15 protein-coding genes are annotated in these 15,542 nt (G+C 72.5%); 10 read left to right on the forward strand and 5 right to left on the reverse strand.

Annotation, left to right across the window (positions count from 1 at the left end; translation table 11 throughout):
- The first annotated feature begins 23 nt into the window (after nucleotides 1-23).
- The 6 genes from AB0J08_RS16895 to AB0J08_RS16920 all read left to right on the forward strand — a co-directional run bounded on the left by AB0J08_RS16895 (nucleotide 24) and on the right by AB0J08_RS16920 (nucleotide 5,850).
- Nucleotides 24-1,049 (forward strand): MBL fold metallo-hydrolase, encoded by a 1,026-nt coding sequence (locus tag AB0J08_RS16895; protein WP_360633730.1) that lies wholly within the window; start codon nucleotides 24-26, stop codon nucleotides 1,047-1,049.
- 69 nt (nucleotides 1,050-1,118) lie between these two features.
- On the forward strand, nucleotides 1,119-3,143 hold the full coding sequence (locus tag AB0J08_RS16900) for an ATP-binding protein (RefSeq protein ID WP_360633733.1): 2,025 nt from the start codon (nucleotides 1,119-1,121) through the stop codon (nucleotides 3,141-3,143).
- Nucleotides 3,140-3,568, forward strand: a complete 429-nt coding sequence (locus AB0J08_RS16905; protein ID WP_360633736.1) for a roadblock/LC7 domain-containing protein — start codon at nucleotides 3,140-3,142, stop codon at nucleotides 3,566-3,568. Before AB0J08_RS16900 ends, AB0J08_RS16905 begins: the two co-directional genes overlap by 4 nt.
- A complete protein-coding gene (locus AB0J08_RS16910; RefSeq protein WP_360633739.1) occupies nucleotides 3,565-3,918 on the forward strand; it encodes a DUF742 domain-containing protein in 354 nt (117 codons plus the stop codon). Before AB0J08_RS16905 ends, AB0J08_RS16910 begins: the two co-directional genes overlap by 4 nt.
- 55 nt (nucleotides 3,919-3,973) lie before the next feature.
- The gene (locus AB0J08_RS16915) at nucleotides 3,974-4,534 is read left to right on the forward strand and encodes an ATP/GTP-binding protein (protein WP_360633937.1); all 561 of its coding nucleotides are present in this window, start codon (nucleotides 3,974-3,976) and stop codon (nucleotides 4,532-4,534) included.
- Nucleotides 4,531-5,850, forward strand: coding sequence for a cytochrome P450 (locus AB0J08_RS16920; protein WP_360633742.1), 1,320 nt, complete (start codon nucleotides 4,531-4,533; stop codon nucleotides 5,848-5,850). The genes AB0J08_RS16915 and AB0J08_RS16920 overlap by 4 nt, the downstream gene beginning before the upstream one ends.
- A 49-nt stretch (nucleotides 5,851-5,899) precedes the next feature.
- Here AB0J08_RS16920 and msrB read toward each other — a convergent pair whose 3' ends face one another.
- The 4 genes from msrB to AB0J08_RS16940 form a co-directional block, all read right to left on the reverse strand.
- Complete coding sequence (gene msrB, locus AB0J08_RS16925) at nucleotides 5,900-6,310, reverse strand: peptide-methionine (R)-S-oxide reductase MsrB (protein WP_360633745.1); 411 nt, start codon at nucleotides 6,308-6,310, stop codon at nucleotides 5,900-5,902.
- Nucleotides 6,307-7,743 carry a UDP-N-acetylmuramate--L-alanine ligase gene (gene murC / locus AB0J08_RS16930; protein WP_360633748.1) on the reverse strand — a complete coding sequence of 479 codons (1,437 nt, stop codon included), beginning with the start codon at nucleotides 7,741-7,743 and terminating at the stop codon, nucleotides 6,307-6,309. Before murC ends, msrB begins: the two co-directional genes overlap by 4 nt.
- Nucleotides 7,744-7,867: 124 nt before the next feature.
- Nucleotides 7,868-8,329: an indole-3-glycerol phosphate synthase gene (locus AB0J08_RS16935; protein ID WP_360633751.1), complete on the reverse strand. Its 462-nt coding sequence runs from the start codon at nucleotides 8,327-8,329 to the stop codon at nucleotides 7,868-7,870.
- 120 nt (nucleotides 8,330-8,449) lie between these two features.
- Nucleotides 8,450-9,250: a pyrimidine reductase family protein gene (locus tag AB0J08_RS16940; RefSeq protein ID WP_360633754.1), complete on the reverse strand. Its 801-nt coding sequence runs from the start codon at nucleotides 9,248-9,250 to the stop codon at nucleotides 8,450-8,452.
- A gap of 126 nt (nucleotides 9,251-9,376) precedes the next feature.
- Between AB0J08_RS16940 and zapE the strand changes: the two genes are divergently transcribed.
- The 4 genes from zapE (at nucleotide 9,377) to AB0J08_RS16960 (ending at nucleotide 14,692) form a co-directional block, all read left to right on the forward strand.
- A complete protein-coding gene (gene zapE / locus AB0J08_RS16945; RefSeq protein ID WP_360633940.1) occupies nucleotides 9,377-10,450 on the forward strand; it encodes a cell division protein ZapE in 1,074 nt (357 codons plus the stop codon).
- Between the two features lie 40 nt (nucleotides 10,451-10,490).
- Nucleotides 10,491-12,584: an excinuclease ABC subunit UvrB gene (gene uvrB / locus AB0J08_RS16950; protein WP_360633757.1), complete on the forward strand. Its 2,094-nt coding sequence runs from the start codon at nucleotides 10,491-10,493 to the stop codon at nucleotides 12,582-12,584.
- Nucleotides 12,585-12,844: 260 nt separating this feature from the next.
- Nucleotides 12,845-13,426, forward strand: coding sequence for a TerD family protein (locus AB0J08_RS16955; protein WP_360633760.1), 582 nt, complete (start codon nucleotides 12,845-12,847; stop codon nucleotides 13,424-13,426).
- 285 nt (nucleotides 13,427-13,711) lie between these two features.
- The gene (locus tag AB0J08_RS16960; protein WP_360633763.1) at nucleotides 13,712-14,692 is read left to right on the forward strand and encodes a TerC family protein; all 981 of its coding nucleotides are present in this window, start codon (nucleotides 13,712-13,714) and stop codon (nucleotides 14,690-14,692) included.
- A gap of 106 nt (nucleotides 14,693-14,798) precedes the next feature.
- Here AB0J08_RS16960 and AB0J08_RS16965 read toward each other — a convergent pair whose 3' ends face one another.
- Nucleotides 14,799-15,452 (reverse strand): MBL fold metallo-hydrolase, encoded by a 654-nt coding sequence (locus AB0J08_RS16965; RefSeq protein ID WP_360633766.1) that lies wholly within the window; start codon nucleotides 15,450-15,452, stop codon nucleotides 14,799-14,801.
- Nucleotides 15,453-15,542 lie beyond the last annotated feature (90 nt).

Consider the following 15,542-nt stretch of genomic DNA (forward strand, 5'->3'; position numbering starts at 1 on the left):
ACATCATCGGCATAATCGCGCCCATGACGATCAGCCGCGCGAACGTGAGCGCGATTGCCGAAGACCTGTACGTGTGGCTTCCCCCGAAGCGGGGCTGGGGCCTGGCCAACTGCGGGCTGCTGGCTTCGCCGCGGACCGCACTCTGGATCGACACGCCCTACGACCCCTCCCTCGCCACGGAGTTCCTCGCGGAGAGCAGGAAGCGACTGGCCGACGGGGTGGACATCGACCGGGTGATCGTCACCCACGCCAACGGTGACCACCTCTGGGGTGCCGGGGTGCTTCCGGACGCGGAGGTGATCGCCACCCGGGAGGCGCTGGAGCACCTCCACTACGAGCCGACTCCGAAGCAGCAGCACGCGCTGGTCGCGGGCAGCGACCCGGCCTCGCCGCTCGGCGGCTACCTCCGGGAGCACTTCGGGCCGTTCGACTGGTCGCAGACCGATCCGGTCCACCCGCACACCGTCTTCACCGGCGAGCTGGAGCTGCGGGTGGGGGAGTACCCCGTGCAGATCACCGGCCTGCCGTCCGCGCACACCGGCGGCGACCTGATGGTCCACCTGCCGCGCCAGCGGGTGGTGTTCACCGGCGACGTGATCTTCGGCTCGACGCCCGAGCAGCCCGGTGACCACCCCTCGCACTGGGCCGGCCCGCTGGAGAACATCATCGGCGCCTGCGAGCAGGCACTGGCCACCGGAGCCGAGATCTTCGTCCCCGGCCACGGCCCGGTGCTCGACCGGTCCGGTGTCGAGGCCCACATCGGCTACCTCGGGTACGTCCGCGACCGGGCGCACGCGTTGCAGCGCGCCGGGATACCGGCCCTGGACGCCGCCCGACGGATCATCGCCGAACAGCGCCACCCCGAACTCGGCCTGCCCGAGCGGCTGGTGCTCACCGTCGCGGCCGAGTACCGGCACCTGGACGGCAGCGCGGTGCCGAACGTCCTGGAGGCGATGGGCCAGGTCGCCCTGGTGGCGCGGGAGCTGGCCCAGGACGCCGTCCGCACGCCGCGGCCCCGCCCAGGGCGGTTCCCCTCGTCGCCGGCCTGACCGTCCGGCAGCGGCCCGCCGCCTCCGGTGACTCCCCATCCCTTCGATCGAGGACTTCCGAGGACTTCGATGACCCAGATCGCGCTGCTCGCCCTCGCGGTGACCGCGGTCGCCGCACTCGCGGCGGTCGCTGTCCTGACCCGCGGACGGGCCCGGGCACTCGCTCGGGCCGCCGCCGCCGAGGCGGCCACCGCCCACGGCGAGGAGCGTGCCCGCGCCGCCGAGGGCCGGCTGGCCCGGAGCGAGCAGCACCTGCGTGAGGCCCGGACCGCCGCCCGCCGGGCGGACGAGGAGGCTCAGCGGGTCGAGACCCGGGCCCTCGCCGCCGAGGGCCGGGTCCGCGAGGCGGAGCAGCGCATCGCCGCCGCGGACCACCGCGCGGCCGAGGCGGAACTGCACGCCCGTGCGGCCGAGGATCGCACGGCCGAGGCGGACCGACGACTCGCCGCCGCCGAGGAACGGGCCGCCGCCCTGCTGGCCGAGGTCGACCACCTGGCCGGGGAGCGGGTGGCGGCCGCCGCGCTGCGGCTCAGCCACCCCAACGCGCCCGTCACCGGGCCGCTGGACGCACGGGCCGCGGGTCCGGAGGCGGTGCGGGCCCTGCAGGCCGTCCTGGACGCCTCGGCCGCCGCCGTCACCGACGAGCGCGAGCGGGTCGACGCCGCCGCCCGGTCCGCGATGCGCGGCGCCACCTCCAAGATCCAGACCCTGCTGTACCAGATCCAGAGCCTGGTCCAGCAGGTCCAGCACGACAACGACGACCCGCGGCTGCTGGAGGTCGACTTCCGCAACGAGGTCGCGCTGCGCCGCATCCAGACCATCGCGGTGCTCTGCGAGGCGTGGCCCGGTCTGGCCCGCACCGATTCGCCGCTGGCCGAGGTGGTGGTCGGCGCGCTCTCCCGGGTCCCCGGCTACGCCCGGATCAAGGTGGCCAACCACCTGCGCGAGAACCGGCTGGCGGTGGTCGCCCGGGCCGCCGAGCCGCTCGCCATCGCCGTGGCCGAGCTGCTCGCCAACGCCACCTCGTACTCGCACCCGGAGACCGACGTCCCGGTCACCGTCCAGCAGGGCGGCCGCGGTGCGCTGGTGATCATCGACGACAGCGGTATCGGCATGGAGGAGGACCAGCTGCGCCGGGCCCGCCGGTTGCTGGCCGGTCCGGCACAGGTGCTGCTCACCGAGCTGGGCAACCCGCCGAAGACCGGCTTCGCGGTGGTCGGCAAGCTCGCCCGGCAGTACGGGTTCTCCTGCCACATCGAGCCCTCGCCGTACGGCGGCATGCGGACCATCGTGCGGATCCCGGCCGCCCTGCTGACCGTCGTGGACGAGGAGCAGCCGCTGTCCGTGCTGACCCCGTTGCCGCTGCGGGCCGGGGCCGGACCGGCTCCCGCGCCCACCGTCCAGGCGGTGCCGGCGCCGCGCGAAGGATCTGATGATCCGAACAGGCAGATCGTGCCGGAGCGGCACGATGCGCCGGACGGGCACGACCTGCTGAACCGGCACACCGTGCCGGCCATGCACGTCGTGCCGCCGGTACGGGCCGTCTCGCCCGACGACAGCGGCCTGCCCAGCCGGCGCCGGCGCCAGCCGCTCGCCCAACCGGCGCCGGTGACCCAGGAGTCCGGCGAGGCGGCCGCGCCGGCCGCCGGGCCGTCCGACGGCACGCCGGCGCAGGCCCCGGGCGGCGTGGCGCGGTCCTCGCCCGCCGGTCGGCTCGCCCGGACGCCCGAGCAGGCCGCCGCCCGCTGGGAGGCGCTGCAGCAGGGCACCGGCTCCGGCCGGGCCGCGGTCGCGGTCGCGGTCACGAAGGAGGCTGCGACGGACACCCGGGACACCCAGGACGCCCCGGCCGACGAGGCAGACCAGGCAGACGAGGCAGACCGGGCCGACGGGTCGGCAGGCGCGGTCGTCGGCAGCACGAGCGCCGGTGTCCCCACGAGCGCCGGCACCGGCGGCAGCGCCAGCACCACCGGTGCCGAGGCCACTGGAGCGGAGGCCACCCGAGCGGAGGCCGCCGACCCCACCGGCTCCGCCGACCGCACGGGCCAGACCGGCCACCGCCCCGCCCAGACCTTAGAAGGAGCCGAGCAGTGAGTACGCCCAGCCCTACCACCACCGACGAGATCTCGTGGGTGCTGACCCCGCTGCTGGAGCTGCCGGGCGTCCTGCACGCGGTGATCGCGACCGGTGACGGCCTCGTCGAGGGCGCCTCGGACGGCCTCGGCCGAGCCTCGGCGGAGCGGGTCGCCGCGATGACCGCCACCGTGCACGCGGCCGCCCGTGCGTTCACCACGGCCTTCACCGATGCCGAGCAGCCCCGGCTGGCCCAGACCGTGGTCGAGTCGGAGCTGGGCTTCGCCATCGTCGTCCCGGCCGGTGAGAACACCTCGCTGGCGGTGTTCACCACGCCGGAGGCCCAGCTCGGCAACGTGGCCTACCAGATGCAGGTGCAGGTCGCCGCGTTGGGCCGCGCACTGGCGAGCCCGGCCAGGCAGCAGGACACCACCGCCCGGTCATGACCGCCGTACCCCGCAGGCGGATGGTCCCCGCCTACCTGGCCACCGGCGGCCGGACCAGACCCGGTACGGCGGGCTTCGACCGGCTCACCGTCCTGTACGCGGCCGGTGCGGAACCGCCGCAGGACGTGGAGGACGAGCACCGGCGGCTGTGGGAGCTGCTGCGTCCCGGCGCACTGACCGTGGTGGAGGCCGCAGCCCACCTGCGCCTGCCGGTCAGCGCCACCGTCTTCCTCGCGGCCGACCTGGTCGAGACGGGCTGCTTACGGGCCCGTGCCCCGATCCCCCCTGCACAGCAGACCGACCGCTCCGTCGTCGAGAGGCTCCTCGTTGGACTCCGCACGCTCCGGTAGCCCGACCGGCCGGACCGACCGGGTGGGCTACCTGCCCGACCGGGACCAGACGCTGATGAAGCTGGTGGTCGCCGGTCCGTTCGGCGTCGGCAAGACCACGCTGATCCGCACCCTGTCGGAGATCCCCACGCTGCACACCGAGGAGGCGATGACCGAGACCGGCGCGCCCGTCGACGACGCGCAGGGCCTGCCGGGCAAGACCACCACCACGGTCGCGGTCGACTTCGGCCGCCTCACCCTGCCCGGGCAGGTGGTGCTCTACATGTTCGGCACTCCGGGGCAGCGCCGGTTCTTCCCGCTCTGGCAGGACATCGCCCGCGGCGCCGTCGGCGCCCTGGTGCTGGCCGACACCCGCCGGCTCGCCGACTCCTTCGAGATCATGGACATGGTCGAGGAGCAGGGCCTGCCCTACGCGGTCGCCGTCAACTGCTTCCCCGGCGCGCCCGCGCACCCGATCGAGGTGCTCCGGGCCCATCTGGACCTGCACTCCGCCACCCCGCTGGTGCTCTGCGACGCCCGTGAGCGCGGCTCCAGCCTCGACGCACTGATCGCGCTGGCCGAGCACGTCCTGCACGGTCTGCCCGCCGTACCCGACGCCGCCCCGGAGCACCCGTGACCAGCACCGACGCAGCCGTGACCAGCACCGCCGAAGGGGCCGGCGCCGCGAGCACCGACAATGCGAGCACCGACAATGCGAGCACCGACAATGCGAGCACCGGCGCCGCGAGCACCGGCAGCGCGAGCACCGGCGCCCGGCCGATCCCGATCTACGGCCCGGCCTTCGCCGCCGACCCGCAGCACGTCTACGACCGGCTGCGCCGCTACGGCGCCGTCGCCCCGGTGGAGATCTCACCCGGCGTGGAGGCCCTGCTGGTCACCGACTACCAGGCCGCGCTGGACCTGCTGCGCGACACCGACACCTTCTCCAAGGACTCCCGGGCCTGGCAGCGGACCGTCTCGCCGACCTCCCCGCTCCTGCCGGTGCTCGGTTACCGCCCCACCGCCTTCTTCAGCGACGGCGAGGTCCACGCCCGCTACCGCCAGGTGATCACCGACGGCCTCGCCCTGCTCGAACCGCACCTGCTCCAGCGCCGGGTCGCCGAGGTCGCCCAGCAGCTGATCGACGCCTTCGTGGCCACCGGTTCGGCCGATCTGATCGCCCAGTACGCGCGGCAGCTGCCGGTGTACGTGTTCAACACCTGGTTCGGCGTGCCCGAGGAGCACAGCGCCCGGCTGGTGGCCGGCATCGCCGGCATGATGGAGTCGACCGAGAAGGCCGTCGCGGCCTACGGGGACCTCGTCTCGGTGGTCACCGGCATGGTCGCCGAGCGGCGCGAGCGCCCCCGGCACGACCTGACCTCGTGGTTCCTCACTCACCCGGTCGGGCTGGACAACGACGAGGTGGTCCGCCAGATCACCCTCACCATGATCGCCGGGCACCAGCCGACCACCAATCTGATCGGCAACGCGCTGCTGCGGCTGCTCACCGATGCCCGGTACGCGGGCTCACTGTTCGGCGGCGCCATGACGGCCTACCAGGCGATCGACGAGGTGCTCTGGCACGAGCCGCCGATGGCCAACCTCTCCGCCCACTACCCGCGCTACGACGTCACCTTCCACGGCCGGGAGATTCCCGCCGGCTCGCTGGTCCTGGTGTCCTACGCGGCCGCCAACTCGCAGGCCGCGCCGGCCACCGACGGCGCCGAACTGCGCAGCGGCGAGTCCGCCCACCTCGCCTGGGCGGCCGGCCCGCACGCCTGCCCGGCCCGCGACCCCGCGCTGCTGATCGCGATCACCGCGATCGAGCAGCTCACCAGCCGGCTGAGCGACCTCGAACTGAGCACCCCCGCCGAGGACCTCCTCTGGCGCCCGGGCCCCTTCCACCGCGCCCTGGTCCACCTCCCGGTGCACTTCCACCCGGTCGGCGGGTAGCCCGCGGGCCCGGGAGCCGAACCGGCTCCCGGGCCCGCGAACGGCGCCGTCAGCTCTCGTCGGCCGGGCGGAGCGTCAGCGAGATGCTGTTGATGCAGTACCGCTGGTCGGTCGGCGTGCCGTAGCCCTCTCCCTCGAAGACGTGGCCCAGGTGCCCGCCGCAGCGGGCGCAGCGGACCTCCACCCGGCGCATGCCGAGCGTGGTGTCCTCGATGTACTGCACCCGGTCCTGGGCGAGCGGGGCGTAGTAGGACGGCCAGCCGCAGTGGCTGTCGAACTTGGTCTCCGAGCTGAACAGCTCCGCTCCGCAGGCGCGGCATCCGTAGACGCCGACCGTCTTGGTGTCGGTGTACTCACCCGTGAACGGGCGCTCGGTGCCGGCCTCGCGGAGTACGTGGTACTCGTCGGGGCTCAGCTCGGCACGCCACTCGGCGTCGCTCTTCTCGATCTCGTAGCTCATCGCAGACTCCCGGTCGGCAGGTCTCGGACGTCGGTGCCAACGCTCGCGAGGTGCCGGAGGATTTCCGGCCCGAGGTTGGTGACGTCGCCGGCGCCCATGGTGAGCAGCAGGTCGCCGGGGCGGGCCAGGCCGGCCAGCAGGGCGGGTGCGGCGTCGAAGGCGTGCTCGGCGGTGACGTCGGCGCCGGCCCGCTCGGCCGCGTCGATGATCAGCTCGCTGGTGACGCCGGGGATCGGGTCCTCGCGGGCCGGGTAGATGTCGAGCACCACCGAGGCGTCGGCGAGGGCGAGCGCCCGGCCCATCTCCTCGGCGAGCTGCTGGGTGCGGCTGAACAGGTGGGGCTGGAAGACCACGAGCACCCGCCCGGCCCCGTCCAGGCCCTCCCGGATCGCCTCCAGGTCGGCGGTCATCTCGGTCGGGTGGTGGGCGTAGGAGTCGATCACCTGGACGCCGGCCGCCTCGCCCTTCAGCTGGAGCCGGCGCCGTACGCCGGTGTAGGCGCCGAGCGCCTTGGCGAGGTCGGCGGCGGGCACGCCCAGTGCGACGCCGGCGGCCAGCGCCGCGACCGCGTTGTGGGCGTAGTGCCGGCCGGGCACCGAGACGGTGAAGGCCAGCTCGGCGCCGTCCAGCAGCACGGTGACCTCGCTGGTCATGCCGTGCGCGACCACCGACAGGACGCGGACGTCGGCGTCCTCGGCGGCGCCGACGGTGACGACGTTCAGGCCCTCGCGGCCGGCGACCCGGGAGGTCAGCTCGCGGGCGCCGTCGTGGTCGGCGGAGACCACCAGGGTGCCGCCGGGGGTGATCCGGCCGACGAAGGTCTCGAAGGACTCGTAGATCTCGTCGATCGAGGCGTAGTTCGCATGGTGGTCGAGCTCGACGTTGAGCACGATCGCCACCTCGGGCGCGTACTTGTGGAAGCTGCGGTCGCTCTCGTCGGCCTCGGCGACGAAGATCTCGCCGGTGCCGTGGTGGGCGTTGGAGCCGGGCGCGTCGAGGTCGCCGCCGATCGCGTACGAGGGGTCGAGGCCCAGCTCGCCGAGGGCGACGGCGAGCATGCTGGTGGTGGTGGTCTTGCCGTGGGTGCCGGCCACGGCCAGCGCCCGGCGGCCGCCCATCAGCGCGGCCAGCGCGTCGGAGCGGTGGACCACCGGGACGCCCCGCTCGCGGGCGGCGGCCAGCTCCGGGTTGTCCGCGCGGATGGCGCTGGAGACGACCACGCTGCTGACGCCGTCCGGCACGTGCTCGGCGGCGTGGCCGATGTGCACGCTGGCACCGAGCGCGCGCAGCGCCAGGACGGTCTCGGACTCCTTGGAGTCGCTGCCGGAGACGCTGGCGCCGCGCACCGCGAGGATCTTCGCCAGGCCGGACATCCCGGCGCCGCCGATACCGATGAAGTGCGGGGCGTGCAGGTCGTGAGCGGCGTCGTTCAAGGCAAGGCTCCGTACGGGCGGGGGCAGACAAGGGGGACAGCGGGTACAGCGGAAGCGGGTACAACGGGCGAATCGTCCTCGCGGACGGGCCGCAAGGACGATTCTGCACCACCGGCGGGTCCGTTCAGGAGTCGCTGGCGAACAGTCGCAGGACCGGTACCCCCACCTTGTGCCGGGCCTGGGAGGCCCAGTCCCGGTGGAAGAACTCCTCCACGAAGTGCGGCGAGGTGAGCACCACGACCTCGTCGGCCCGGTGCTCCTCGACCACGGCGCGCAGCCGCTCCAGGGGCTTCTCCTCGACCAGCTCGCCGATCGCCTCGGCACCGGCCCGGCGCAGGTGGCGCAGGCTGTGTTCGAGCGATTCGCTGGCCACCGTCGGCCCGCTCTCGGACTCGTCGTGCTCGCGCACCACCTTGTCGAGGTGGCCGAGGGCGACGTCGTCCAGCGCCCGGAGCAGCTCGTCCTGCTTACCGCGCGGTTGCATCAGGACGACGAAGGACACCTTCTCGTCGCTGTGGAGCGTGGTGACCAGCTCCACATCGGCGTCGGAGAGCGCCTTTTCGATCATCAGTACCGTCTTGAACACGTGAGTCCCTTCCAGTGACCGGCCCCCGGGCCCCGGCATCGCATCCCATACTGCCCGGCGGGAAGCTTTCCGCACGCTGCCCCGCGGGCCCGCGGGCGGCGGTCCCGAAGGGAAGCGGGGTCACTGCCCGGCGGTCACGGGGGCCGGTGGCGCGGCTTGCGGGTGAAGACGCAGGTAGCGGGTGAAGAGGAATCCTTTCTGCTCGATCAATGAGACCAGTCGCATCCGCTGCACGTCAGGCATTTCCGCATCGTGGATGATGCGCGGCGCGTCGCCGGCCGTGATCAGCGGCGCCACCGACAGGCACAGCTCGTCCAGCAGGTCCGCGGCGGCCAGCTGCCCCAGCAGCCGCGGGCCGCCCTCGCTCAGCAGCCTCGTCCAGCCCCGTTCGGCCAGTGCCGCGACCGCCGCCGGCAGGTCCACCGAGCCCTTCCCGGCCACCACCACGTCGGCCACCTCGGCCACCGCCCGGCGGCTGGCGGCCGGCGCGTCCTCGGTGGTGATCACCACCGTCCGCACCAGGGGCTCGGTGAACAGCGGTGCCGCCAGGTCCAGCCCGAGCGAGCGGCTGACGATCGCGATCACCGGTGCCGGGGCCTGCCCGGCGGCCCGGCGCGCCGCGGCGAAGTCGGCCCGGGCCCGGCCCGGCCGGTACCCCTCGGCACGGACCGTCTCGGCACCCACCAGCACCACGTCCGACAGCGCCCGCAGCACCCCGAAGATCCGCTTGTCGGCATCCCCGGAGAGCCCCTCGGACAGGCCCGCCAGCTTCGCCCCGCCGTCCAGCCCGGCCACCATGTTGGCCCGCAGCCAGGGGCGGCCGTGATTCACCTGGTCGGGGTACGCGTAGACGGCGGCGAGCGACTCCAGCGACGCCGGATCGGCGAACGGCCGGGGCAGCGGACTGATCAACTGTTGCATGTCGTCCAGTCTCGTCGCCGGCGCGGCGACAATCCACCGGCAGCCCTGCGCCCGACCCGCGCGACGGCAGGCGTACCCTCTAGTACCGTGCCCGCAGCCCCACTCCCCGACGCGCCGACCGAGCCGATAGCGACCGCAGACGTGGCCACCGCTCCGATCGCGCTCACCGAACGGCGCCCCGTCGTCCCCGCCGAGCGCCTGGTCGCCGAGATGGTCCCGCCACCGCGCTTCTCCGTCGTCAGCTTCGGAACGTACCTCCCGGACCCGACCCAGCCCAGCCAGTACGAGGCGGTCCAGGTCCTGGAGCAGTTCGCCGGCACGCTGAACGGCGGTGACGGCGCCGCCCCCAAACGGAGCTGGTTCCGCCGCAGCGCCCCCGCGCCCACCGGCCCGGCCGGGGTCTACCTGGACGGCGGCTACGGCGTCGGCAAGACCCACCTGCTGGCCTCGCTCTGGCACGCCGCTCCCGGCCCCAAGGCGTTCGGCACCTTCGTCGAGCTGACCAACCTGGTCGGCGCGCTCGGCTTCCAGCAGGCCGTCCGGACCCTCTCCGGTCACCGCCTGCTCTGCATCGACGAGTTCGAGCTGGACGACCCGGGCGACACCGTGCTGGTCTCCACCCTGCTCGGCCGCCTGGTCGACAACGGCGTCAAGCTCTGCGCGACCTCCAACACCCTGCCGGAGAAGCTCGGCGAGGGCCGGTTCGCCGCCGCCGACTTCCTGCGCGAGATCCAGGGCCTCTCCGCGCACTTCCGCCCGATGCGGATCGACGGCCAGGACTACCGCCACCGCGGCCTGCCGGACGCCCCGCCGCCGTACGACGACGAGACCGTGGCCGCCGTCGCGGCCCGCACCCCGGGCGCCTCGCTGGACGACTTCCCCGCGCTGCTCGACCACCTCTCCGCCGTCCACCCGAGCCGCTACGGCGCGCTGCTGGACGACGTGCAGGCGGTCTGCCTGCGCGGTGTGCGGCAGGTCGACGACCAGTCCACCGCGCTGCGCCTGGTCGTCCTCGCCGACCGGATGTACGACCGCGAGCTGCCGATCACCGCCTCCGGGATCCCCTTCGACCAGGTCTTCCCCGAGGAGATGCTGCGCGGCGGCTACCGCAAGAAGTACCTGCGGGCGGTCTCCCGCCTGGTCGCCCTGGCTCGGGACAGCGCCCGCACGGCCGCCCGGGACGGTGGCCGCGAGGGCTGAGACGGCTCCCGTTGTCAGTGACGGGTCGTACGGTGGACACGTGCGACCCATCACGAGTATTGAGCGGTCAGTGGCGCCCTTCGAGGTCGTCAGCCCCTTCCAGCCCAACGGCGACCAGCCCGCGGCCATCGCCGAGCTGGAGCGCCGGATCCGCGGCGGGGAGAAGGACGTCGTCCTGCTCGGCGCCACCGGCACCGGCAAGTCGGCCACCACGGCCTGGATGATCGAGAAGCTGCAGCGCCCCACCCTGGTGATGGCGCCGAACAAGACCCTGGCCGCCCAGCTGGCCAACGAGTTCCGCGAACTGCTGCCGAACAACGCGGTCGAGTACTTCGTCTCGTACTACGACTACTACCAGCCCGAGGCGTACGTCCCGCAGACGGACACCTACATCGAGAAGGACTCCTCGATCAACGAGGAGGTCGAGCGGCTGCGCCACTCCGCCACCAACTCGCTGCTCACCCGCCGGGACGTGATCGTGGTCGCGTCGGTCTCCTGCATCTACGGCCTCGGCACCCCGCAGGAGTACGTCGACCGGATGGTCCGGCTCAGGGTGGGCGAGGAGATCGACCGCGACGTGCTGCTGCGCCGCTTCGTCGACATCCAGTACACCCGCAACGACCTCGCCTTCACCCGCGGCACCTTCCGGGTCCGCGGCGACACCATCGAGATCTTCCCGGTTTACGAGGAACTCGCCCTGCGGATCGAGATGTTCGGCGACGAGATCGAGGCGCTGTACACGCTGCACCCGCTGACCGGCGAGATCATCAGCCAGGACGACTCCGTCCACGTCTTCCCCGCCTCGCACTACGTGGCCGGTCCGGAGCGGATGGAGCGGGCGGTCAACGGCATCGAGAAGGAGCTGGAGGAGACGCTCGCCCGGATGGAGAAGCAGGGCAAGCTGCTGGAGGCCCAGCGGCTGCGGATGCGCACCACCTACGACATCGAGATGCTCCGCCAGATCGGCACCTGCTCGGGCGTCGAGAACTACTCGATGCACTTCGACGGCCGCGAGCCCGGCTCCCCGCCGAACACCCTGCTCGACTACTTCCCGGAGGACTTCCTCCTGGTCATCGACGAGTCGCACGTCACCGTCCCGCAGATCGGCGCGATGTACGAGGGCGACGCCTCCCGCAAGCGCACCCTGGTCGAGCACGGGTTCCGGCTGCCCTCCGCGATGGACAACCGCCCGCTGAAGTGGGAGGAGTTCCTGGAGCGCACCGACCAGACCGTCTACCTCTCGGCCACCCCCGGCCCGTACGAGCTGTCCCGCGGCGACGGCCAGGTCGAGCAGATCATCCGCCCCACCGGGCTGATCGACCCCGAGGTGATCGTCAAGCCGACCGAGGGCCAGATCGACGACCTGGTGCACGAGGTCCGCACGCGGGTGGAGCGGGACGAGCGCGTCCTGGTCACCACCCTCACCAAGAAGATGGCCGAGGACCTCACCGACTACATGCTCGGCCTGGACATCCGGGTCCGGTACCTGCACAGCGACGTCGACACGCTGCGCCGGGTCGAGCTGCTGCGCGAGCTGCGGGCCGGCCGGTACGACGTGCTGGTCGGCATCAACCTGCTCCGCGAGGGCCTGGACCTGCCCGAGGTCTCCCTGGTGGCGATCCTGGACGCGGACAAGGAGGGCTTCCTGCGCTCCGGCACCTCGCTGATCCAGACCATCGGCCGGGCCGCCCGGAACGTCTCCGGCCAGGTCCACATGTACGCGGACCGGATCACCCCCTCGATGGAGAAGGCGATCGAGGAGACCAACCGCCGCCGGGTCGTGCAGCAGGCCTACAACAAGAAGCACGGGATCGACCCGCAGCCGCTCCGCAAGAAGATCGGCGACATCCTGGACACCCTCGCCCGCGAGGAGGTGGACACCGACGAGCTGCTCTCCTCCGGCTACCGGGGCGGGGCGGGCAAGGGCAAGGCCCCGGTGCCGGCCCTGGGCGCGGACCGCAAGCCGGCCAAGAGCCTGCCGGCGGCCGAGCTCGCCGAGCTCATCCAGTCGATGACGGACCGGATGCACGCGGCCGCGACGGACCTCCAGTTCGAGGTCGCGGCCCGGCTGCGGGACGAGGTCAAGGAGCTGAAGAAGGAGCTCCGGCAGATGCGTGAGGCGGGGATGGCGTAGCGGCGGGCCGCTCCGCCCCGGTGGCGCCCGCGTCGGGCTTGGCCGGTTCTGGCACCGGTCAAGCCCGGCGGTGTCTCAGCCCTGCCACAAACGGGTAGACGGTGACCGGTGCGCCCGGCCGCAGGCCCTAGGCTGGCCTGCGGTGCCGCCCGGGACGGGCGGTCGCACCAGGGGGCCTCAGCCGGGGGACGGCAAGGGGGTGTTCCACCGTGAAGCCGGCGCGGAGACCGACCGCGTGGCTGGGCAGAGAGGACAATGCCGTGTCGGTGAACCTTGCCAAGGGGCAGCAGGTCAGCCTGCAGAAGGGTTCGGGCGAGTCGCTGACGGTCGTCCGGATGGGGCTCGGCTGGAAGGCGGCGCCGAAGCGGGGCCTCTTCGGCAGCCGGACGCGGCAGATCGACCTGGACGCCTCGGCGCTGCTGTACGCCGAGCAGACCCCGTCCGACGTGGTCTTCTTCCAGCACCTGGAGAGCAACGACGGCTCGGTCCGGCACACCGGGGACAACCTGGTGGGCGGGACGGGGGCGGGCGAGGACGACGAATCGATCATGGTCGACCTGGCCCATGTGCCGGTGCACATCACCCAGGTGGTGTTCACGGTCAGCTCGTACACCGGGCAGACCTTCGCCGAGGTGCAGAACGCCTACTGCCGGCTGGTGGACGACTCGACCGGGCTGGAGCTGGCGCGGTACGAGCTGGCCGGCGGGGGCCCGCACACCGGGCAGATCATGGCGAAGGTGTTCCGCGAGCCGTCCGGTGGCTGGGGGATGCTGGCGATCGGCGCGCCGGCCCGGGGGCGGACCTTCCAGGACCTCCTGCCGGCCATCGAGCCCTTCCTCTAGCCCGCGGCCGCGCCCTGGGGCGGCACCGTTCCGGTCGGGAGCAGTGGCCGCCGCCCGGCGGCCGCGCGGGGCCGTTCTTTACCTTCTTTACCTTTTCTTGGTTCTTCTGTTAGCCTCGTGGGAGCGGAGGGGAGTATTCCCTCGCAGTTGTCCCGTCATCACGGGCGCCCCCGAAGCGGCGTCCCGGGGCGCTGGTCCGCGGGCACCTCGCAGTGTGCCCGACGGGCGGAAGAGACCTCCGGCAAGTGACGATGACTGTCTCGCCTACCTGCCGGAGGAGCAGTAGTGGACGTTTCCGTAAGCATGTGGGTCGGCACGATCGGTGTGCTGTTGGCCCTGATCGTGGCCGACTTCTTCATCGGCGGCCGCAAGCCGCACGAGGTGTCGGTCAAGGAGGCCGGTGTCTGGACCACGGTCTGGATCGTGCTGGCCGCCCTCTTCGGCGGGTTCCTCTGGTGGCACTCCGGCTCGCAGCCGGCCGGTGAGTTCTTCGCCGGGTACATCACCGAGAAGTCGCTCAGCGTCGACAACCTGTTCGTGTTCATCCTGATCATGGGCAAGTTCGCGGTGCCGAGGATCTACCAGCAGCGCGTGCTGATGTTCGGTGTGATCATCGCGCTGGTGCTGCGCGCGGTCTTCATCGCCGGCGGAGCGGCCCTGGTGGCGCAGTTCTCCTGGGTGTTCTTCATCTTCGGCGCCTTCCTGGTCTGGACGGCCTGGAAGCTGATCAAGGAGGCCCGGGCCGACGAGGAGGACGAGGAGTTCGAGGAGAACCGCCTGCTCAAGTCGATCGAGCAGCGCTTCCCGTCCACCGACAAGTACCACGGCACCAAGCTCTTCGTGCGGGAGAACGGCCGTCGGCTGATGACGCCGATGCTGATCGTGATGCTGGCGATCGGCACCACGGACGTCCTGTTCGCCCTGGACTCGATCCCCGCGATCTTCGGCCTCACCCAGGACCCGTACATCGTCTTCACCGCCAACGCCTTCGCCCTGATGGGTCTGCGCCAGCTGTACTTCCTGATCGGCGGGCTGCTGAAGAAGCTGGTCCACCTCTCGTACGGCCTGTCGGTGATCCTCGGCTTCATCGGCGTGAAGCTGGTGCTGCACGCGCTGCACGAGCAGGGCGTGCACGTCCCCGAGATCGGCATCCCGTTCTCGCTGGGCTTCATCGTGGTGGTGCTGGCCGTCACCACGGTGACCAGCCTGATCGCCGCGAAGAAGCAGGAGCTGGCCGACGAGGCCCCGGAGAAGATCGACGCCTGAGCCCCCCCGGGCGGCCCGGCCTCCGGGCCGCCCGGGCCAGGGGCCCCGACGAACGGCGGGCCCGCGACCGAGCAGTGGTCGCGGGCCCGCCGTTCGTCGTGCCGGGCTACCAGCCGCGCTCGCGCCATTCCTGGAGGTGCGGGCGTTCGGCGCCGAGGGTGGTGTCCTTGCCGTGGCCGGGGTACACCCAGGTCTCGTCGGGCAGCGCGTCGAAGATCTTCTCGGTGACGTCCCGGTAGAGGCTCTCGAAGGCTTCCTTGTCGCCCCAGGTGTTGCCCACGCCGCCCGGGAAGAGGCAGTCGCCGGTGAACACGTGCGGGTGGCCCTGCGGGTCGTCGTAGACCAGCACGACGGCGCCGGGGGTGTGGCCGACCAGGTGCCGGACGGTGAGCTCGATCTGCCCGAACCGCAGCGGCTCGCCGTCCTCCAGCAGCAGTTCGGTGGGGACGTCGATGCCCTCGGCGTCGTACCGCCCGGCGGCGGTGCGGGCTCCGGTCGCCGCGACCACCTCGGCGAGCGCGCCCCAGTGGTCGTGGTGGCGGTGCGTGGTGACCACGGTGGTCAGGTCGTCGCCGACCGTCTCCAGCAGCACCGGCGCGTCGGCGGCGGCGTCGATCAGCAACTGCTCGTCGGTGGCCCGGCAGCGCAGCAGGTAGGCGTTGTTGTCGTACGGGCCGACGGCCGCCTTGGTGATGATCAGGTGGGCCAGCTCGCGCACGTCCGGCGGCCCGCCGACCTTGACCGCTCCGTGGTACGTCATCCGTCCGCTCCTCGTCGTGTCGGGGCTGCCGTCGGCACCGCCCCTCCTGCCAGCATCGTCGCGCGGCCGGGCCGCGTCTTGTGGATCTTC

The sequence above is a fragment of the Kitasatospora sp. NPDC050463 genome (assembly GCF_040655255.1).
Taxonomy (GTDB): Bacteria; Actinomycetota; Actinomycetes; order Streptomycetales; family Streptomycetaceae; genus Kitasatospora.